The organism is Pseudonocardia hierapolitana, from assembly GCF_007994075.1.
Taxonomy (GTDB): domain Bacteria; phylum Actinomycetota; class Actinomycetes; order Mycobacteriales; family Pseudonocardiaceae; genus Pseudonocardia; species Pseudonocardia hierapolitana.
Genome location: NZ_VIWU01000001.1, coordinates 8,585,371 through 8,602,422 on the forward strand (window position 1 = coordinate 8,585,371; position 17,052 = coordinate 8,602,422).

Annotated in this window: 24 protein-coding genes; 13 read left to right on the top strand and 11 right to left on the bottom strand. The window is 70.2% G+C overall.

Annotated features, from left to right (window positions below):
• The first annotated feature begins 563 nt into the window (after window positions 1-563).
• Complete coding sequence (locus FHX44_RS40485) at window positions 564-2,012, top strand: right-handed parallel beta-helix repeat-containing protein (RefSeq protein WP_147260596.1); 1,449 nt, start codon at window positions 564-566, stop codon at window positions 2,010-2,012.
• A 13-nt stretch (window positions 2,013-2,025) separates the two neighbouring features.
• On the opposite strand, the gene FHX44_RS40490 is transcribed toward FHX44_RS40485, so the two are convergent.
• Complete coding sequence (locus FHX44_RS40490; RefSeq protein WP_342793501.1) at window positions 2,026-3,393, bottom strand: sensor histidine kinase; 1,368 nt, start codon at window positions 3,391-3,393, stop codon at window positions 2,026-2,028.
• Between the two features lie 13 nt (window positions 3,394-3,406).
• Entirely contained in the window at window positions 3,407-4,093 is a 687-nt protein-coding gene (locus FHX44_RS40495) for a response regulator transcription factor (protein ID WP_147260597.1), read from the bottom strand.
• Window positions 4,094-4,107: 14 nt separating this feature from the next.
• Here FHX44_RS40495 and FHX44_RS42585 point away from each other — a divergent pair, with 14 nt between their 5' ends.
• The 3 genes from FHX44_RS42585 (at window position 4,108) to FHX44_RS40510 (ending at window position 5,430) form a co-directional block, all read left to right on the top strand.
• Window positions 4,108-4,323 (top strand): hypothetical protein, encoded by a 216-nt coding sequence (locus FHX44_RS42585; protein ID WP_170309248.1) that lies wholly within the window; start codon window positions 4,108-4,110, stop codon window positions 4,321-4,323.
• 317 nt (window positions 4,324-4,640) lie between these two features.
• Window positions 4,641-4,907 (top strand): hypothetical protein, encoded by a 267-nt coding sequence (locus FHX44_RS40505; protein ID WP_147260599.1) that lies wholly within the window; start codon window positions 4,641-4,643, stop codon window positions 4,905-4,907.
• Between the two features lie 190 nt (window positions 4,908-5,097).
• Window positions 5,098-5,430, top strand: coding sequence for a LapA family protein (locus FHX44_RS40510; RefSeq protein WP_246170858.1), 333 nt, complete (start codon window positions 5,098-5,100; stop codon window positions 5,428-5,430).
• An 88-nt stretch (window positions 5,431-5,518) separates the two neighbouring features.
• Here the strand turns inward: FHX44_RS40510 and FHX44_RS40515 are convergent, their stop codons facing one another.
• Both FHX44_RS40515 and FHX44_RS42590 read right to left on the bottom strand, forming a co-directional pair.
• Window positions 5,519-6,055, bottom strand: a complete 537-nt coding sequence (locus FHX44_RS40515; protein ID WP_170309249.1) for an ATP-binding protein — start codon at window positions 6,053-6,055, stop codon at window positions 5,519-5,521.
• Between the two features lie 52 nt (window positions 6,056-6,107).
• Window positions 6,108-6,536: an STAS domain-containing protein gene (locus FHX44_RS42590; RefSeq protein ID WP_246171055.1), complete on the bottom strand. Its 429-nt coding sequence runs from the start codon at window positions 6,534-6,536 to the stop codon at window positions 6,108-6,110.
• Window positions 6,537-6,728: 192 nt separating this feature from the next.
• Between FHX44_RS42590 and FHX44_RS43685 the strand changes: the two genes are divergently transcribed.
• The 3 genes from FHX44_RS43685 (at window position 6,729) to FHX44_RS40535 (ending at window position 8,195) form a co-directional block, all read left to right on the top strand.
• Entirely contained in the window at window positions 6,729-7,211 is a 483-nt protein-coding gene (locus FHX44_RS43685; protein ID WP_246170859.1) for a 2-oxo acid dehydrogenase subunit E2, read from the top strand.
• On the top strand, window positions 7,212-7,478 hold the full coding sequence (locus FHX44_RS40530; protein ID WP_246170860.1) for an acyl carrier protein: 267 nt from the start codon (window positions 7,212-7,214) through the stop codon (window positions 7,476-7,478).
• 273 nt (window positions 7,479-7,751) lie between these two features.
• Window positions 7,752-8,195, top strand: a complete 444-nt coding sequence (locus FHX44_RS40535; protein ID WP_147260601.1) for a DUF2267 domain-containing protein — start codon at window positions 7,752-7,754, stop codon at window positions 8,193-8,195.
• Window positions 8,196-8,247: 52 nt separating this feature from the next.
• Here FHX44_RS40535 and FHX44_RS40540 read toward each other — a convergent pair whose 3' ends face one another.
• The 3 genes from FHX44_RS40540 to FHX44_RS40550 form a co-directional block, all read right to left on the bottom strand.
• On the bottom strand, window positions 8,248-8,640 hold the full coding sequence (locus FHX44_RS40540; protein WP_170309251.1) for a universal stress protein: 393 nt from the start codon (window positions 8,638-8,640) through the stop codon (window positions 8,248-8,250).
• Between the two features lie 186 nt (window positions 8,641-8,826).
• Window positions 8,827-10,353 (bottom strand): carboxylesterase/lipase family protein, encoded by a 1,527-nt coding sequence (locus FHX44_RS40545; protein ID WP_147260603.1) that lies wholly within the window; start codon window positions 10,351-10,353, stop codon window positions 8,827-8,829.
• Entirely contained in the window at window positions 10,350-11,225 is an 876-nt protein-coding gene (locus tag FHX44_RS40550; protein ID WP_147260604.1) for a universal stress protein, read from the bottom strand. The genes FHX44_RS40545 and FHX44_RS40550 overlap by 4 nt, the downstream gene beginning before the upstream one ends.
• 531 nt (window positions 11,226-11,756) lie before the next feature.
• Here FHX44_RS40550 and FHX44_RS40555 point away from each other — a divergent pair.
• Together FHX44_RS40555 and FHX44_RS40560 are read left to right on the top strand one after the other, a co-directional pair.
• Complete coding sequence (locus tag FHX44_RS40555; RefSeq protein WP_212612876.1) at window positions 11,757-12,140, top strand: hypothetical protein; 384 nt, start codon at window positions 11,757-11,759, stop codon at window positions 12,138-12,140.
• Window positions 12,137-12,622, top strand: a complete 486-nt coding sequence (locus FHX44_RS40560; RefSeq protein WP_212612877.1) for a hypothetical protein — start codon at window positions 12,137-12,139, stop codon at window positions 12,620-12,622. Before FHX44_RS40555 ends, FHX44_RS40560 begins: the two co-directional genes overlap by 4 nt.
• 33 nt (window positions 12,623-12,655) lie before the next feature.
• Here the strand turns inward: FHX44_RS40560 and FHX44_RS40565 are convergent, their stop codons facing one another.
• A complete protein-coding gene (locus tag FHX44_RS40565) occupies window positions 12,656-13,090 on the bottom strand; it encodes a hypothetical protein (RefSeq protein WP_147260605.1) in 435 nt (144 codons plus the stop codon).
• A 128-nt stretch (window positions 13,091-13,218) separates the two neighbouring features.
• Between FHX44_RS40565 and FHX44_RS40570 the strand changes: the two genes are divergently transcribed.
• The 4 genes from FHX44_RS40570 (at window position 13,219) to FHX44_RS42595 (ending at window position 15,846) form a co-directional block, all read left to right on the top strand.
• Complete coding sequence (locus FHX44_RS40570; RefSeq protein ID WP_147260606.1) at window positions 13,219-14,691, top strand: wax ester/triacylglycerol synthase domain-containing protein; 1,473 nt, start codon at window positions 13,219-13,221, stop codon at window positions 14,689-14,691.
• A 32-nt stretch (window positions 14,692-14,723) separates the two neighbouring features.
• The gene (locus tag FHX44_RS40575) at window positions 14,724-15,035 is read left to right on the top strand and encodes a pyridoxamine 5'-phosphate oxidase family protein (protein WP_212612878.1); all 312 of its coding nucleotides are present in this window, start codon (window positions 14,724-14,726) and stop codon (window positions 15,033-15,035) included.
• A complete protein-coding gene (locus tag FHX44_RS40580; RefSeq protein WP_212612879.1) occupies window positions 15,032-15,580 on the top strand; it encodes a sulfite exporter TauE/SafE family protein in 549 nt (182 codons plus the stop codon). Before FHX44_RS40575 ends, FHX44_RS40580 begins: the two co-directional genes overlap by 4 nt.
• A 98-nt stretch (window positions 15,581-15,678) precedes the next feature.
• Window positions 15,679-15,846: a hypothetical protein gene (locus tag FHX44_RS42595; RefSeq protein ID WP_170309252.1), complete on the top strand. Its 168-nt coding sequence runs from the start codon at window positions 15,679-15,681 to the stop codon at window positions 15,844-15,846.
• A 490-nt stretch (window positions 15,847-16,336) separates the two neighbouring features.
• On the opposite strand, the gene FHX44_RS42600 is transcribed toward FHX44_RS42595, so the two are convergent.
• Genes FHX44_RS42600 through FHX44_RS40590 form a run of 3 tightly spaced genes read right to left on the bottom strand, consistent with a single transcriptional unit; the run spans window position 16,337 to window position 16,986 of the window.
• Window positions 16,337-16,498, bottom strand: coding sequence for a hypothetical protein (locus tag FHX44_RS42600; RefSeq protein ID WP_170309253.1), 162 nt, complete (start codon window positions 16,496-16,498; stop codon window positions 16,337-16,339).
• Window position 16,499: 1 nt separating this feature from the next.
• Window positions 16,500-16,700, bottom strand: a complete 201-nt coding sequence (locus FHX44_RS44395) for an FCD domain-containing protein (RefSeq protein ID WP_147261880.1) — start codon at window positions 16,698-16,700, stop codon at window positions 16,500-16,502.
• Window positions 16,663-16,986, bottom strand: a complete 324-nt coding sequence (locus FHX44_RS40590; protein WP_147260609.1) for a GntR family transcriptional regulator — start codon at window positions 16,984-16,986, stop codon at window positions 16,663-16,665. The genes FHX44_RS44395 and FHX44_RS40590 overlap by 38 nt, the downstream gene beginning before the upstream one ends.
• Window positions 16,987-17,052 lie beyond the last annotated feature (66 nt).

Here is a 17,052-nt window from a genome sequence, read left to right on the forward strand (position 1 = left end):
GTGAGCGGGCGTCCGGCCGGGCGCCCGTACATGTAGACGTTCTCCGTGTTGCCCAGCCCCGGGCCGGGGCGCGCCGGATCACCGGCACGGCGAACCCGAGCAGCACCCGGCGATCGTGGGGTGCACCCCCGACTCGTGCACCAGCACCAGGTGACGAACGCCTGCGCTCCGGATCCATCATCAACGCGCCGCGAGCGCGTCCTGCACGGCTCCCGACCTGAACCTGGCGTAGCGGCCGGCGATCGCATCGTGCAGGACTGGCTCCCCGGCGCCTACACACCCTGTAACCGGCGGCGTTCGTCCCTGAATGAACGATATGCCGCGCGGTTCCGGCCACTGTCGCATTTTCGTCAGATGATCGTCAGGTTTCGATGCGAACGCAGCGGCGGCGCCCGGACCCCGGCGATCGCCGCCTTGGTGTGGATCCGAACCGAGCTTCGCCGCTGGTCAGACGGCACGCGGGCAGGATCCGCCTTGTCGATCTCCCTATGTGTTGCGCGTCCATCCACGCTTCGCCCTCTCAGTATGGTGCTGGCTAGAAGGAGGGGGGAGCGGTTCACGAAGTGGCGGCACAACCTCTGCTGAACCGAATTTGCATGGACGGAGGGAGTTCATCGCCCGTGAACACATCGGGAGCGACTTTCATCGACTCCGGGCCAACCGCGCGAGTCTCCCGTGAAGGCTCCGGGCCGAGCAGGTGGCGGGCTCACTTGGCCATCCTCGTGAGCGCGTTGGCGGTCATCATCGGCGCCTGCACGACACCGCCTCCTCCGCTGCCCCGCCTCGACGTGCCGGGCAACGCTCCGGCGGCCCGGGCCACGCCGTGTTCTCGCGACATCACGGGCACATCCCCGGGCGCTCCGGCGGGCTCGCCGGATGTCGATGTCCGGTTCGATCGGGCCTCGAACACGATAACGCTGGTCCGTGGTGAGAACGTGTCGATACCCGTGCTGAGCGACGCGGTGGACGAGCCCCTCCTACGCGAAGTCGAGCCGGGCACATGGCTGCTCACTGCCAACATCACCGTTCTCCCCGAGGCATCCCTCCACATCAGCTCCGCGGACGTGAGCTGGCTCAGGATGGCCAGTGGCGACGGCCGGTTCACGGCGATCAAGGCGTTCGGTGGCGACATCGACATCGACGGTACGTGCATCACCTCGTGGAACGAGAACGCCGAGCAGGTCGACGACGACCACCGGGACGGACGCAGCTACCTCCTCGCCCGTGACGGTGCCACGATGACGATCGACGACTCCGAGCTGCGCTTCCTCGGCTCGGGCGACGTCGAGTCGTACGGGCTCTCGTGGCGGACCGAGGGGACCACAGGGCACATCCGCGGCAGCGTGGTCTCGCATCTCTACTACGGCCTCTACTCCTACGGGGTCGACGGCCTCCAGGTACAGGACAACGAGTTCCACGACAACATCCTCTACGGCGTGGACCCGCACACCAATTCGCGGAACCTGGTCATCGAGCGCAACCTGGTGCACCACAACGGAAAGCACGGGATCATCCTCGCCGAGGAATGTGTCGACAGCGTGATCCGGGACAATATCGTCTACGACAACAAGCACCACGGCATCGTGATGTACCTGCACTCCGACCGGAACGTCATCGAGGGCAACGAGTCGTTCCGCAACGCCGCGCAAGGCATCAACATCAACGAGTCCAACGACAACATCATCCGCAACAACAGGGTCTACGACAACGGCGAGTCGGGCGTCGGAGTCACCCAGACCGCGCGCGCGAACCTGGTTGAGGGCAACGAGCTGCGCGGGAACAAGAAGGACGGCATCCGGCTGGTCAGCGAAGCTGCCACCACGACGGTGCGCGGCAACACGATCGGGAGGAACGCACGGTACGGGGTCTACATCGACACCGTGAGCGGGTACGACGTCACGGGCAATACCATCTTCAACAACCGCATCGGCGTCGTGGTTCGGGGCGACGAAGTCGATGAGGACGACAACAAGGTGTTCGACAACAGCCAAGGAGACATGATGGCTCGCTGACCGGCCTGATCCGCTACTGCTCCGATTCCGGCAGCTCGACGACGAAACGTGCCCCGCCGCCGGGTCGGTCCTCGATCCAGACCGATCCGCGGTGGTGCCGAACGTGCTGTGCGACCAGCGAGAGCCCGAGCCCGCTACCCCCGTCCTGCCCTCGCTGCCGGGAGTGGACGCCGCGGGCGAAGCGATCGAACACCCGCTCCCGCAGCTCTTCGGCCACGCCCGGTCCGGCGTCGTCGACCTCGAGGCGCGCCCTCCCGTCGCGCCGCATGACCGCCACTCGTACCGGGCCTCCCGCGTACCGCTCGGCGTTGTCGAGCAGGTTGGCGACGGTCCGGTCGAGCCGGCGGCGGTCGCCGTGCACGAGAAGCGGCGGTTCCTCGATCTCGATCGCCGGTGGAGGCGTCGATCTCGCGCCGAGGACGTTGCACACCAGCTGTCCCAGGTCGACGACCTCGCTGCTCGAATCGCCGGATCCCTGGTCGTCGCGTGAGATCTCGAGCAGGTCCACGACCATCCGCTCGAACCGGTCCACCTCCGACAGCAGCAGGTCCAGCGCCTGACCGGCCGTCCCCGCGAGCTCGCCACGACGGCGACGCAACACGGCCGCCGCGTTCGCCATTGTCGTGAGCGGAGAGCGCAGCTCGTGGCTCACGTCGCCGGCGAACCGCGCATCCCGCAGGACCCGCGCCTCCAGCGCCTCGGCGGTGTCGTTGAACGCCGACGCGAGCGCAGTGAGATCGCGGTCGGCATACCCCGGAAGCCGGGTCCGCAAGTCGCCGCGCGCCATCCGGGACGCGGCCTCTGTCAGCTCGGTCAACGGGCGCAACGCCCGCTTGCTCGCCCACGCACCGATCGCGAAGCCGAGCAGGCCGCTTGCGACAACGCCACACGCGAGCACGATCCCGAGGAACTGCAGCGTCCGCTCCAGCTCGAGCAGCGGGAAGAGTTCCACGTAGATGTTGGCTCCGGTCGCGGCCGGGAGGGCGACAGCGATAACCGGGACGCCTCCCACGACGAGTCGCCGGGTTGCCGGAACACCTCCCCGCGCCTGGGCCAGCAGCGGCTCGGGCAGGACCGAGGGGTCGACCCGACGGCCGCCGGTGATCCAGCCCTGGGGGCGAGACAGGAGCACGGTCGAGTCGGAGTCGGACGTCAGACCGGCGAGAAGTTCGTCGAGACCCTCCGCGCCTGCCCTCAGCGAGTTGTCGACGAGACGAACGTTGACCTCGGCCTGGCGGACAACACTCATCTCACGCTGCCGCAGCATGTAGTCACCCGCCAGATTCCAGGTAGCGGCGGCGAGCACACCGGTGAGCAGGAGGGATGCCAGGCCGAAGGCCGTCGCTACCCGCCAGCGCAGCGTGGGCCGCAGGATCTGCACGAAGTGCCTCGATTCATCCGGCGCCGCCCGCCTTGTACCCGCGCCCACGCACGGTGAGTACACGTTCGGGGTCGTCGGGGTCGCGCTCGATCTTGCGGCGCAGCCGCCGGATGTGCACGTCCAGGAGCCGGGTGTCACCGAAGTAGCCGTAGCCCCACACCCGCTTCAGCAGCTCCTCCCGGGTGACGACTCGCCCGCCCGCGGCGGCGAGCTCGACGAGCAGGCGGAACTCGGTGCGAGTGAGGTGCACCTCCGCACCGGCCCGGCGAACCACGTCCTCCTCCGGGACGATCTCGACGTCACCGATGCGCAGCGAGCGCCGCGCCTCCCCGGCGCCCAGCCGCCGGCGCAGGAGCGCGCGGATGCGGGCTGAAAGCTCACTCGCGACCAAGGGCTTGGTGACGTAGTCATCCGCGCCGGCCTCCAACCCTTCGATCACATCCGCGGAGTCGGTCCTGGCCGACACGATGATGATCGGGAGATCCCCCTGGGCACGCAGGGTGCGGCACACGTCGAGCCCGTCCACCCCCGGCAGCATGAGGTCGAGGAGGACGACATCCACCGTCGTCGTTCCGAGCAGGCCGAGGGCTTGCTCTCCCGACTCGGCCTCGACCACGTCGCACCCCTCATCAGCGAGCGCGAGCCCGAGAGCCTGACGAATCCGCTCGTCGTCCTCCACGAGCAGCAGCCGAGCCTGCATAGATCCTCCTCGGCGTGGCCGAACGCGATCGATCAGCGCGCCCCAGCGCGTTCCCACAGCCGGTGCCCGGCCAGGCGGTGGAGCAATTCGTCGAGCGACCCAGGTGGGACCTGTCCGAGCAGCTCCGCCTCCGCGACCGCGATCTCGGCTTCCACCATCACGCGCGGCAGAACGCCGTCGAACTCGGCAGACAGCTCGCGATTGACCGCGCTCCCACGCCCACCACCTGATCGTCCCCGCATCGCTCCTCCGATCGCCGAACCCGCTCCGGTCGCCGTACCCGCTCCAGATTCTCGCCGACCCGGCAGCACGCAGGCCTCCCGCCTGCCGTGCCGACCCGTTTCGCAAGGGGATCGTCAGGTTGAGGAGTTGATCGTGAACATGCTTTCACGGCCGAGCGACCGTGCAGCGCGAGCACGGATCCGGGAGTCAGGCTCATGCCGGACCGCCCGGGCAACGTAACGATCCTGACGATTACCTGACGGTAGGTGGGCGACAAGCACGGCGGTGTTCACGTCGGGTACTCCGCTCACGAGGAGGCGATCGCATGTCGGACCTCATCGAACCTGGCGGCCGCCGCGAGCAGATCAACTTTGACAACGGCGACAACACCGCGAAGCAGGAGCCCTTCCGCGAGGATCAGGATCTCCCGGGTGTCACCATCGTGCCGATCTGGGCTCTCGCCTCGATCGTGTTCGGATTCCTCGCCTTGATCGGGTCACTCGTGGTGATCTCTTCGGTCGCCGCCGCGGCCGCCATCGCATGGGCGATCTACGCCGGACGGCCCAACGACGGATCAGGTAGCCGCGCGTAGCGCGGATGGTACGGCGAATCCCCGATCACCATGGCGTCCTCCCGTCTGAGCAGGCGTGCGCCGGGATGACGACACACGTCAAAGGAGGGTCGATCGTCACCCACAGCAGGCGAGCACGAGTCAACCGATCGAGCGGGACGAGCCAACCACTCCCCGGCTCGGAGGCCCGACACTTCAGAGGGAGAACATCATGAACGATAAGCCGCAGACCACCAATGGGAAGAGTGACATGGCCGGCACGAGGGCTGCGCCACGAAGCCGGATCAGCGGACTGTGGGTGGGACTGATCCTCTCGGCAATTGTGCTGGCGTTCCTGTTGATCTTCGTCCTGCAGAACGGGAACCCGGTACAGATCACCTTCCTTGCCTGGACAGGAACGCTCCCCACGGGCGTGGCGCTGCTCTTCGCCGCAGTTGCGGGAGTGCTGCTGGTGGCCGTCCCTGGCAGCATCCGCATCCTTCAGGTACGTCGCACTGCGACAGATGAGCCTGCTCGCGCAGGTAGGACCTCGCATCTGGCCTGACGAAAAGGAACGGCTTCTCGGCCTGTCCTCGACACTCAACTGGTGCATTGTCTAGGTGTGCTGCATTTAGGTGGTTCGGATGTGGCCGTCACCAGCACCCCGCTGCCCGGGGATCAGGAGGGGACGGGGCCGCTCGGGTGAGAAGCGTGAGAATGGTGCCGGCCGGGCCGGCGTCGATGCTGAACTGGTCCACGCAGGCCCGGATGATGCTGAGTCCGTGTCCTCTGAAACGAGCCGGTGCGACCGGCTCGCGCCAGCGCCCGTGATCCCGCACGGTGAGCGCGATCCGGCGCCGGCCGTCCGCCTCCACCAGCACCCGGGCACAAACCTGCACCGTTCCCGCGGCGAGGTCCTGTCGACCCGCGCCGGCCGGGATTTGGTAGCCGTGCTCGACACCGTTGCTGACCGCCTCGCTCAACGCGAGCACCAGATCCCCGCTCTGCCCGCTCGGCCAGCTCAGGTCGCGCAACCACCGCTCGAACCGGTCACGCGCGATCGACGGGGCAGCCCAGTCTGCCGCCAGCTCGAGTTGAAGATCCTCGGCGACGACTGGGTCCGGCGCGCCACCTGAGAGCGACCGAGGAATGCCAGCAGGCCCCTCGTCCTGCTCAGATGGCGGCAACACGTCGCAACTTGTCCTTCGTCCGGGGATACAGGGGGCTTTCGACTGCTACCCGCTACGTGAGCGGCTTATCCTTCACTGCATCCTCGACGTCGTGGTACAGGGCGAGGATCGCGTCATAGCCGACCAGTTCGATCGGCCGCAAAACCGGCCGGTTCCGGTCGACCACGATGCGTAGCGGGAGGAACCCCGGCTTCGCGGCTGCCTGCTCAGCGCTCTCCGCCAGCGCGCGCAGACCCGGCGAACCGAAGAACCGCACGTTCGTGAGATCGACGATGACCGAGCGACCGTCCAGGCGGTTCAGTGCGACGGCGAGCGCAGACCGCAATCGGGGCGCGGTCAGACCATCGACTGCACCGCTGACAGCCACCACGACCGCATCGGGCCGGTCAGCCCGCCAGATGTCAAGCAGCTGTTCGTGCCCGCCATACCCGGCCGTCGCCTCGCCGCCGTCGGGTCGAAGCTCATCACCAGCAGGCTTCATCACGACCGTGACCGTAGCGAACGCCGTCCCCGTACCGGCATCCGAGACGCCGCCCGCAGCCGGGGAACGGCCCGACAGACATCCCTGCATTTCGCCGCCGGCCCGGCATGTCCTTCCGGCGGTCCGCGGCCGGGCCGGGGCGGGGCGCAAGGTACTGCCCGCCGCCGTGCTGCTACGCGCGGTCGCGCGGTCGTGCTGGCCGCTCGCGCCGTCCCGGAGCTCAACGGGCACTGGCTCGACGGGCACTTCGTCCCCTCCCACGCCGTGCACCTCGGGGTGGCGGTGTCGCTGCGCGAGGGCGGCCTCGCCGTCCCGGTCGTCCACGACGCCGGCGCGCTCGGGCCCGAAGAGCTGATGGCCCGCACGCGCGCGTCGGCCGAGCGCGCACGGGCCGGACGGATGCGCTCGTCCGAGGCCTCGGGCGCCACGATCACCGTGACCAACCTCGGCGAGCTGGGCGTCGACCGCGTGGACGGGGTGATCCACCCGCCGCAGGTCGCGCTCGTCGGCTTCGGCACGGTTCGGCGGCGTCCCTGGGCCGACGGCGACACCGTGACCGTCCGGCCCGTCGTCACCGTCACGCTCGCCGCCGACCACCGCGCCTCCGACGGCGCCGTCGGCGCTCGCCTGCTGCGCGAGATCGACCGCCGCCTGCACGCACCCGAGGAGCTGTAGATGAACTCACCCGTCCGCATGACCGACGAGCAAGCCGAGGCCCTGGTGCGCGACGTGCTGCGCTCCGTCGCCCCGGGGCCCGCCCTCGACACGCTCACCGAGCACGACGACCTGCGCGAGACGCTCGGACTCGACTCGCTGGACTTCCTGGCCGTCGTCACCCGCGTCAGCGAGCGCACCGGGCGGCGCATCGAGGAGGACGACTACGACCGACTCGCCGACCTCGCCGGCTGGGTGTCCTACCTGACCGACGGCCAAGGAGGCTGATTCCGGTGGCGAGCCTCGGCATCGCGATCGTGCGACAGTACGAACGCGGTGTGATCTTCCGGTTCGGGCGGTTGCGCGGTGTGCGCGAACCCCGGACTGCAAGCCGAGTACGCCAACGGCGCCGGCGCGCCGAGCAAAGCAGTGGTCACCTGCGGCTCGGGGGCGCGACGCCGTCCTGATCGTGCCCGGTAACGGCCCGCCGGAACAGCTCGGCCTCTGCGGGTCTGATCAGCCTTTGCCGGAGCGGGAAGTAATTCGAGGAGGAGGTTGACCATGTCCGTCAGCTCGAAGGTCTTAGCGCTCGAGCATGCGCTGCACACCGCGAACACCTGGATCCGCGACGTGGCAGAGGAGTTCGACACCGAAGATCGGGAGTTCGCCTACCGGGTGCTGCGCGCGTGGCTGCACACGCTGCGCGACCGCCTTGGCGTCGAGGTGAGCGCCCACTTCGCGGCTCAGCTCCCCGACCTGGTCAGAGGCGTCTTCTACGCCGGGTGGAATCCCAGCGAGGTGCCGGCGATGTACGACGCCGAGGGCTATCGCGCCCGTTTCGCGCGCGACGCGGGCATCTCCGTTCACGACGTCGGCAAGGCGGCACCTGCCACCACCACCGCGGTGCTGCGCCACCTCCCACCGGCCCAGATCGACAAGGTCCTCAACCAGCTCCCCGAGGAGATCCGCGCGCTGCTGAGGCCGGTCAGCAAGACCGTGCCGTGACGGATCGCTCCGCACCCGAGTTGCCGGGAGCGTGGCCGAGCTCACCGCTCGGCTACCGGACGATCGCCACCGAGCAGTGCGAACGGTGCAGCACGGCGTGGCTCACCGAGCCGAGCATCAGGCTGGCCGCGCTACCTCTACCTCGCGATCCGACGACCACCAACTGCGCCCGGCGCGACTCTGCCACCAGCGCATGGGCTGGGCGTTCGCGCGTCACCATGCGGTGGACGCGGACGTCGGGGTACTTCTCCGGCCACCCGGCCAGCCGCTCGGCGAGAACAACCTTCGCGTCGGCTTCCATCGCGTCCCAGTCCGCCAGCGGCTCGATCTTCGGATCGGCGATCAAGTCCCACCACGTGTGCACGGCGATCAGAGGGACACCGCGGACGCTCGCTTGCTCGTAGGCGAACTCCAGCGCGGCTTCACCGAGCGGGGATCCGTCCACGCCGACTGCCTCCTTGACTCTCCGGAGGCCAGGCTCGCCGGAGAACGATGTCGACGGCAGTGGCTCCAGACCCTGGTCGACAGGCCTTCGGTCCCATCCGGGCCCGTCTCGGACATTCACCGCGGCGACACGCCGCCGGACGTTGGTCTCTGGAGCAGAGAACGCGACGAGGAGACGCCCGCGAGTTCAGAGCACCCCGTCCCACAGTTCACGTTCAGCGGCTCGGGGGTCGTCGACCACTTCGCTGGTGGTGTCGAACCGCATCGTCGCCCGGCGGGGGAGGTCGTAGCGCGGCCAGCCGGGGTCCCCGCTCGTCGCGAACCCGACCCAAGCCGCGTGCATGGCGTCGGCGAGCTGCTGGGGCGGATGGTCGCCGAGAGCGGGCCCTAGCATCGGCCGGAACGACGGGTCGAGGGTGTCGAAGACGAACGCGATCTCCAATCCGTGGCAGGCGCCCAGCAGCCCGCCGAACGCCGGTGAGCGCCAGGCGAACTCGTACATGTAGGTGGCGGCCGGTGCGTCCGCGTGCGCGTCGGCCAGCCGCAGGGCCGGGACGCGCCAGAAGCCGTCGGTCTGGAGGGCGGCGAGCAGGTCGCCGTTGCCGCCGTCGGGGTGAACGGCGCGGTACGCGGCGACAGCGATGTCGGCCGGCAGCCCGAACGTCGCGGCGGTCGCGGTGACGGCCTCGACCGGAATTCGATCCGCCATGCCCGTGGCGACCAAGGACACCCGACCCTCGTCGACGTTGGTCCCGACGATCAGATCGATCCCGGCCCCAGCGCCGGCGGTGATCCGGTCGATCGGCCGGTCCGGCACGACATCGCCGTCCACCGAGGGCTGCCACGGCAACCCGCCGGCCGCCACCTCCGGGCCCCAGCGACCTCGATCCGCTTCCAGGTCGACCTTCAGCTCCTCCTGGGCCTGCAGCAACCGCTCGACCGGCACCGCGGCGATCGCGTCACGGGTGGGGGGCACGCCGAGCCGCGCAGCGAGACCGCGGGCGATCCGCTGGGCGGCCGCGGTCGGGGTGACCGCGTTCGCCGCCCCGCTCTGGAGGATGGCGCGGCGGAACAGGCCCTGCGCCCGGGGCATCGCCAGCAGCGTCGCGATGCTCATCGCCCCCGCCGACTCGCCGAACACCGTGACGTTGCCGGGATCGCCACCGAAGGTGGCGATGTTGTCGCGGACCCACTCGAGCGCGGCGACCTGGTCGAGCAGGCCGACGTTTGCCAGGCCGTCCCCGAGATCGAGGAAGCCCTCCGCCCCGGCGCGGTAGTTGAACGTCACGCAGACGACCCCGTCCCGGGCGAACCGCCGGCCGTCGTAGGAGGCGCCGAAACCGAACTCGAAGAAGCCCCCGGTGATCCACACCATGACGGGAAGAGCGACCGCACCCACCTTCGGCGTCCAGATGTTGAGGTTCAGGCAGTCCTCGCCGGGGACCACCCCGGCATCCGGGATGAGCGCTGCGACCTCCGGCGGGAGCGGCAGTGCCGGAGGCGCTGCGCCGAACGCGGTCGCGTCCCGCACCCCGCTCCACGGCTCGACCGGCTGCGGTGGACGGAGCCGGTGGTTGCCGAACGGCGGTGCGGCGAACGGGATCCCCTTGAACACCGCGACCGCGTCCACGACTGTTCCGCGGACCTCACCGGATCGGGTCTTCACGATCGGGCCTGTGGACCCCCCTCCCTGACCGGCACCAGCAGTGGTCATGTTCGCGCTGGCCGCACCACGGCGACCGGGCATGCGGCGCGGTGCACCACGGCGTTGCTGACCGAGCCGAGGACCAGTCCGACCAGCTCGCCGTGTCCCCGCGACCCGACGACGACGAGCTGCGCCTCCTCCGACAGGTCGATCAGCCGACGAGCGGCGGTGCTGTGGCTCACGATGCGCCGGACGGGGACGTCGGGGTACTTCTCGGTCCACCCGGCAAGGCTTTCCGCGAGCTCTCGCTCCGCGTCGTCGATGAGCTCACCCCACATCGGCGCGGTCCGCCCGTCGCCGGGAGGGAAGCCCCAGGTGTGCACTGCGATCAGCGGTACGCCGTGCGCAGATACGGCCTCGAACGCGAACGCAATCGCCGCCTCGCCGATGTGAGAGGGATCGACACTGACGACGACCGGGGCCGTGCGGCCATGGTCCTCGCCCCTGACCACGACCACGGGGCACGACGCGTGCGTCGCCACGCCGACCGCGACCGATCCCGCCACGAGCGAGGTGATCCGACCGTGCCCACTCGCGCCGACCACCAGCAGGCCGGCGTGTCGCGACTCGCCGGCGAGCACCGCGACGGGGTAGCCGACGACGGCCTCGCGGTCGACCCCCACTTCGGGAGCGATCTTCTTCGCCGCGTCCGCTGCTTCGTCGAGGCCCTTCCCGGCCAGTTCGAACAGGCTGTCGGCGACGCTGTGCCCCGGGATGGGCGGGCCGATGGCGGGGCGGTCGAGCCACTCGATGGAGGTGACCAGGCGCAAACTCGCGCCGCGCCGCACCGCTTCGGCGGCCGCCCAGCGAACGGCGGCCAGCGCTTCCGGTGAGCCGTCGATGCCGACGACGATCCGCCGCTGACCCTGCGGTGTGCTCATCAGTGGTCCTCTCTGTCGGGTTCGGACTCACGGTGCAGCCGCGCCGGTATCCGCGGCAGCGCCGATCGGCCCGGGCTCACCGGGTCCTTCGGCTCGGTGTCCGGCGGCACGCACCCGCGCGCGACGTCTGGTATCGACCGGCCCCACAAATGGCCCCACGCCTTCCCACACGCCCGGCGCGGGCCGGACTACCGCGCCCCGCCCGAGGAGCGCCGAGGCATCCGGCTCGGCCAGCCCGGCGCAGTCTCGGTCGACGGGCCGGCGCGGGGACGGACGACCTCGGGCAGGACCTCCACCTCTTCGTCGCGATCAACCGAGGAGTCGACAGCCGTGCACCGGACAGGGGCCGTGATCCTTACGATAGGCAACCCTTAGTTGCCCAGCCTTCGCTGGATTCGCATCCTCACCGGGATCAATTCGTCCGGATTGAACCTGTTCGCGCAGAGATCCGAGGTTCCTCAGCGCGGTCACAGCGTTCATCGGGATTCTTACGTTGCCTCTGACCCGTCACCCTCATGACAGGAGAATCCGATGAACCTCAGTACTGCACGACTGGCCGCCACATGCGCCGCCGGCGTCCTCGCCTTCGGCTTGGCCGGTTGCGGCGGCTCGACGAGCACACCGACCGGCGCTGCTCCTTCCGCGCCGACGACCGGCTCCGCCACGACCGGCAGCAGCGGCCCGGCCACGTCCTCCGCGTCGAAGGTCTCAGCGAACACGGCATCCGAGGACGAGATCGCGGCTGCCTTGGAGAGCGCGGGGGTGAGCAATCCCGAGCGGTGGGCCGAGGAGGTCGTCGAGTACCGCCCGTATCCCGCCGACGATCCGAACCTCGCCAAGCTCCGGGAGAACCTCGCCAAGTACAACCCGGGACAGGAGACGACCGACAAGATCGTTTCCGCGCTCGCCCCGTGAGCGAGACGCTCTGGCCGAGGGGCACACCGATCATGGTTCTCGTTCGACGCGGCCTCGTCGCACTGACCGTGATCGGCATCCTCTCGACCGCATTCGAACTGGCGGCCGAAAGGCACTGGAACGGCCTCGAACAACTGATCCCGTGGCTGGCTCTGGCCGTACTCGTCGTAGCCACGGCATTGCTCCTGCTGCCGGACGAGCGGGGCACGGCGGTCATCCGGGTGCTCGCGCTCATCGTGCTCGGCGCCTCGATCTACGGCGTTTTCGACCATATCCTGGTCAATTTCCATGCGGGAGAGCTCGACCAGCGCTTCGCCGACACGTGGGACTCCCTGCCTCTGCTCGAGAGGGGCTGGTACGCGGTCACCAAGACGGTCGGGCCGGCTCCGACGCTCGCGCCCGGCGTCCTCGGCCAGACAGCCCTGCTCTTGCTCCTCAGCACGCTGTGCAACGCAGGTCGCCTCGGGACGCGCGCCGCGTGAACGGAGGGTGGTAGCGCCGGAGCGGGCGTGCCCTCACCCGACGTCCGTGAGGTGGACGGCGGTCTGGGTCCTGCGGACGATCACCGGCACCAGCACGATCCAGATCGGGACGAGGACCCAGATCCGGCCCGCGGTGACGTCGTAGTCGGCGAGCATCGTCGCCCAGGGCAGGCCCTCGACGAGGCCGCCCCACCCGAACTCGAAGGTCAGCGTCATCGCCAGCCAGGCCAGGCCGGTCGCCCACGCCTGCCGCTCGGTCGGGATCGGGCGGCGCCGGTGTAGCCACCAGACGTAGCCCGTGAGGGCCGCGAGCAGGATCACCGTGGCCAGCGCCCTGGCCGTGGTCTCGCCCAGAAGGGGCTGGGTGACCACCGCTCGGAACGCGCCGTTCAGCAGCGCGAGCGCAAGCATCCCGAACCAGCCCAGGAGCCAGGTCCGCCACGGCGCGCGCCTCTCCTTCGCGTTCATGAACCACAGGCTGCACGTCCACCGCGGGTCCGGGCAGAGGCCGGACGGCCACGCCACACGGGACCTCCGACCGGGGCCGCGTCGCCTGTGCCCCGGAACGCTGGACCTGTCCGCAGGGAGGAGGTGTGATGTCGGGCGACGACCTGGAACTGCACTGGCTGCGACTCGCCGATCTCGCGAACCTGTGGGCGGAGAGCAGCGACGCGCCGTCCCATATCGCGCTGCTCGGCGAGTTCGATGCGGCGCCGCTGCGCGGCGTGGCCTGCCGCCTCGACGTCGAGCGGGTGCGTGCGGACTTGGCCCGCCGGGTGCGGCGCGCGCCGGAGCTGGGCCGGCGCATCCACTGGACCCGCTCCGGCGAGGGCCGGCCGGTCTGGGTGTCCGACCCGGCGTTCGACCCCCTCGACCACATCGGGGCCACGACTCTGCCCACGGGCGCTGACTCCGCGGCCTGGAGCGCCGACCGGATCGTGCGGCGGCTGGACCCGGCTCGGCCACTCTGGCGCATCGAGATCGTCGACGCTCTTCCCGACGGGCGCTTCGGCCTGCTGATCGTGCTCCACCACGTGGTCGCCGACGGGCTCACCGGTGTAGCGATCGTCGGCCGCCTGCTCGACGCCTTCCCGGACGCGACGGTCGACGCTACGCCCGCGCCCTCGGCAGGCCCGGCCCTCACACACCGGGCGCTCGTGACGGACGCCCGCCGAACTCGGCGCCGAGCCGTCGCCGCGGCGCTGCGAGGCGTCCCCCGGCTCCCCGCGGCACTGCGTCGGACCGCGCGGCAGGTCCGCGATGCGGCGGGCGACATCCGCGAGACCGCACCGGCCACCTCGCTCCCGCGGCGCGTCGGCACCGGCCGGCGCTTGGCCGTCGCCCGGTTCCCCCTCGCCGAGCTACGCGCGGGCGGGCGCGCGGTCGGCGCCACCGTGAACGACGTGCTGCTGAGCGCCGTCAGCACTGGGTTGCGCGAGCTACTCCTCGCCCGCGGCAAGAGCGTCGACGGGCTCACACTGCGCGCCTCCATGCCCGTCGGCGCCACGGGCGCCGGGCAGACCGCCGCGATGCTGCTCCTCGGCCTGCCCGTCGGTGACCCCGACCCGCGCCAGCGCCTGGTGACGATCACGGCGACAACGACCAGGCTGAAGGCCCGGCAGCGCGCCGGCGGCGGCGACGTGTTCGACGTCCTGCACCTCCCGGAACCCCTGGCGCGCGCCGCGGTGCGCTGGATGCGTCGCCACGCCGCCCGGCACATCAACCTCTTCGTGACGAACGTGCCCGGGCCGCCGCAGCCGCTATGGCTCGCCGGCGCCCGGTTGCTGGAGGCGCTGCCGGTCGCACCGCTGGCCGCGGACATTCCGGTCGCGATCGCCGCGCTGTCCTACGCCGGCACGCTCACGGTCGCCGTCAACGCCAACGCCGGGGTCTCCGACATCGATGTGCTGGCCGAGGGGATCGAGTGTGCACTCGCCTGGAGCGCCGAGGTCACCGGACACCCGGAATTGACCAGCCCGTCCCGCCCGGCGAGGACCTTCGACCCTTTCCGCTCCCCGCGGCAGGGGGGATCATCGAGAGTCGGATGGACAGAACGGGGCCAGCAGTGAAAGTCGCAGATCGAGCAGCGATCGTCGACCTGGTGGAGCTCGACGAGGCCGAGTGCCTCCGCCTGCTCGCCACTGGGATGATCGGCCGTGTCGTCTTCACCGACTCCGCCCTCCCGGCGGCCCAGCCGGTGACCTACCTCCTCGACGGCGAGGAGGTCCTCTTCCGCACCGGAGGCGGGGGCAAGCTGGCCGCGGCCACTCGGGGCGCCGTCGTGGCCTTCCAGGTCGACGAGATCGACCCCAGCACGCGCACGGGGTGGACGGTGCTCGGCATCGGCGAGGCCTACGAGGTACTCGTTCCCCACCGCCTGGCCGAGCTGGCATCGCGGGGATCTTCGGGGTGACCGGGGCGGGTGCGGCGTTCGCCGGGGCGGCGGTCAACCGCCTGCTCGACCCCCGGTTGGTCCTCGCCGGATTCGCCCTGCTGATGATCGCCGCCGGTACCCGCATGCTCGCCGGGGGCGACTGGGTCGGCGGGGGCTGCGCCCTGCCCGAGGGCGGGGTGAACTGGCGCGGCTGCCTGCCCAAGTCCATCGCAGGCGGGCTCGCCGTCGGGTTCCTCACCGGCCTGTTCGGCGTCGGCGGCGGCTTTCTGATCATCCCGGCGTTCGTGCTGCTCCTCGGCCTCCCGATGGGCTCAGCGGTCGCCACCTCACTCGCGGTCATCGTGGTCAACTCCGCTGCCGGGTTCGCCGCCCACCTCGGCGAGGTCCACCTCGATCCCGCCGTCACCCTCGCCTTCGCCAGCACCGCCGTCGTCGGCTCCGTGCTCGCCGGGCGCCTCGCCCACCGGGTTCCGACCGTGCGGCTGCAGCGCTGGTTCGCGTACCTGATCTTCGCCGTCGCCCCGTTCGTCCTCGTCCAGGTCGCCGCCTCAGGACCCGGCTGACCACGCAGCGATCGTCGGCAGAAGCAGGGCCTTCGGGCCCTCCTCGCCCCCGGACCTCGGCCGACAAGCAGCGCAAGGACCGTCAGGGTGGAGGAACGTTGAACCGGGCAATCGACCACGACAACGCCGCCACCCTGTTCCCGCGCCTCGCCGAGGAAGCGGCTACCACCACCGTCAGCCGGAACCCGGTGACCGCCGCCCGCACTGCGGTCAAGGACCGTGCAGCCCGCGCCCTGTTCAAACTCGTCGGTCCCGCCCGACGCTGAGGACGCGGACGGCAGCAGGCGCCTGCCCGCCACCTCTCGCCAAGAGTGTGGCCGACGGTGGCGGAGCCCAACGCCCGTCGCACGGCCAACCTCTTGCGCTCACGACCATGATCGCCAACGGCTCCTCGGCCGCGACGGACGTCCGGCCCCGTGTCCATCTCGACCGACGCCTCGAACGCGTTGGCGATCGCAGAAGAGAACGCACGATGGGTCGCGGATCGGCCCTTGCGTTGGGTCCCCGACGTGGACGGTCGGACACCAGGTCGAGGCGGCGCAGAACTGATTCGATCACACCCCCGCAGTTCGTCGCGCGATGCGCGAGTTCGCTGAGCCGTACGCGGCCGCCGACGGTGGTGACGCCCGCCGAGCCAGGATGTAGTGACGGGGCCGGGGCACCAAGTGCTGATGGAGTCGCTGTGTGTCCTCATCCAGACCTCAGACGCCAGCTCGGCGACTGGTGTTTGTACGCCGCGAGGTGGTGGCAGCCTTCTCAGCGCGAGGAGTGGGACGACGTCGTGGTCGCCTCCTTGAGCCGCCCATCCTCCAGCAGGATCTCCACCGTTCGCTCGTAGTGCGCCCGCAGGCGCTCGGTCGCCGTGCGCGTGTCGCGTGCCAGCGTGGCTTCGAGGAGCCCGGCGTGCTCGGCCTCCACGTCACGGGCGGACTCGCCGCCCCCGGGGCGCGGACCAACGACGGTAGAGCTCAGTGGCGTCGACCAGAGCGCTGCACATGTCCAGCATGACCGGCACCCCGCACGCCTCGATCAGCTTGCCGTGGAACCCGCCGTGCGCCGCCGCCCACTCCTCACTGGTCTCCTCAGGTGCGTCGGGGAGACGACGCGCGGTTCTCGACAGCCGGTCGTGGCAGGGCGATCAGTTCGGACTCCCAGGTCACGTCGCCCCGTTCGATCGACATCTTGAGCGCGAGCGACTCGAGGTGACAGCGCATCAGGGTGATGTCCCGCAGGTCGTTCGCGCACAGGCGGGGGACGAAGAACCCGTGGTTCGGCGCGAGAGTGACGAACTTCTGCCCGACCAGCCGGGTGAGCGCTTCCCGCACGACGGTCGTGCTCGCTCCGTACTCGGCGGCCAGCACGGCCGGCTGCAGACGGTCCCCGGGCGCCCACCGCCCGCGCAGGATGTCGGATCGCGCGCGCTCCTACACATGGGCGCCCATCTTCGACGGCCGGGGGACGTGTATCAGGTC

What these genes read in the sequence shown, in the direction of transcription:
- FHX44_RS42590 (WP_246171055.1), bottom strand. Translation starts at nt 6,536, where the DNA reads ATGAAGCCTGCTGGTGATGAGCTTCGACCCGACGGCGGCGAGGCGACG.
- FHX44_RS40495 (WP_147260597.1), bottom strand. Translation starts at nt 4,093, where the DNA reads ATGCAGGCTCGGCTGCTGCTCGTGGAGGACGACGAGCGGATTCGTCAG.
- FHX44_RS40570 (WP_147260606.1), top strand. Translation starts at nt 13,219, where the DNA reads ATGTCGGGCGACGACCTGGAACTGCACTGGCTGCGACTCGCCGATCTC.
- FHX44_RS40555 (WP_212612876.1), top strand. Translation starts at nt 11,757, where the DNA reads ATGAACCTCAGTACTGCACGACTGGCCGCCACATGCGCCGCCGGCGTC.
- FHX44_RS40535 (WP_147260601.1), top strand. Translation starts at nt 7,752, where the DNA reads ATGTCCGTCAGCTCGAAGGTCTTAGCGCTCGAGCATGCGCTGCACACC.
- FHX44_RS40510 (WP_246170858.1), top strand. Translation starts at nt 5,098, where the DNA reads ATGAACGATAAGCCGCAGACCACCAATGGGAAGAGTGACATGGCCGGC.
- FHX44_RS40545 (WP_147260603.1), bottom strand. Translation starts at nt 10,353, where the DNA reads ATGACCACTGCTGGTGCCGGTCAGGGAGGGGGGTCCACAGGCCCGATC.
- FHX44_RS40565 (WP_147260605.1), bottom strand. Translation starts at nt 13,090, where the DNA reads ATGAACGCGAAGGAGAGGCGCGCGCCGTGGCGGACCTGGCTCCTGGGC.
- FHX44_RS40505 (WP_147260599.1), top strand. Translation starts at nt 4,641, where the DNA reads ATGTCGGACCTCATCGAACCTGGCGGCCGCCGCGAGCAGATCAACTTT.
- FHX44_RS40530 (WP_246170860.1), top strand. Translation starts at nt 7,212, where the DNA reads ATGAACTCACCCGTCCGCATGACCGACGAGCAAGCCGAGGCCCTGGTG.
- FHX44_RS40550 (WP_147260604.1), bottom strand. Translation starts at nt 11,225, where the DNA reads ATGAGCACACCGCAGGGTCAGCGGCGGATCGTCGTCGGCATCGACGGC.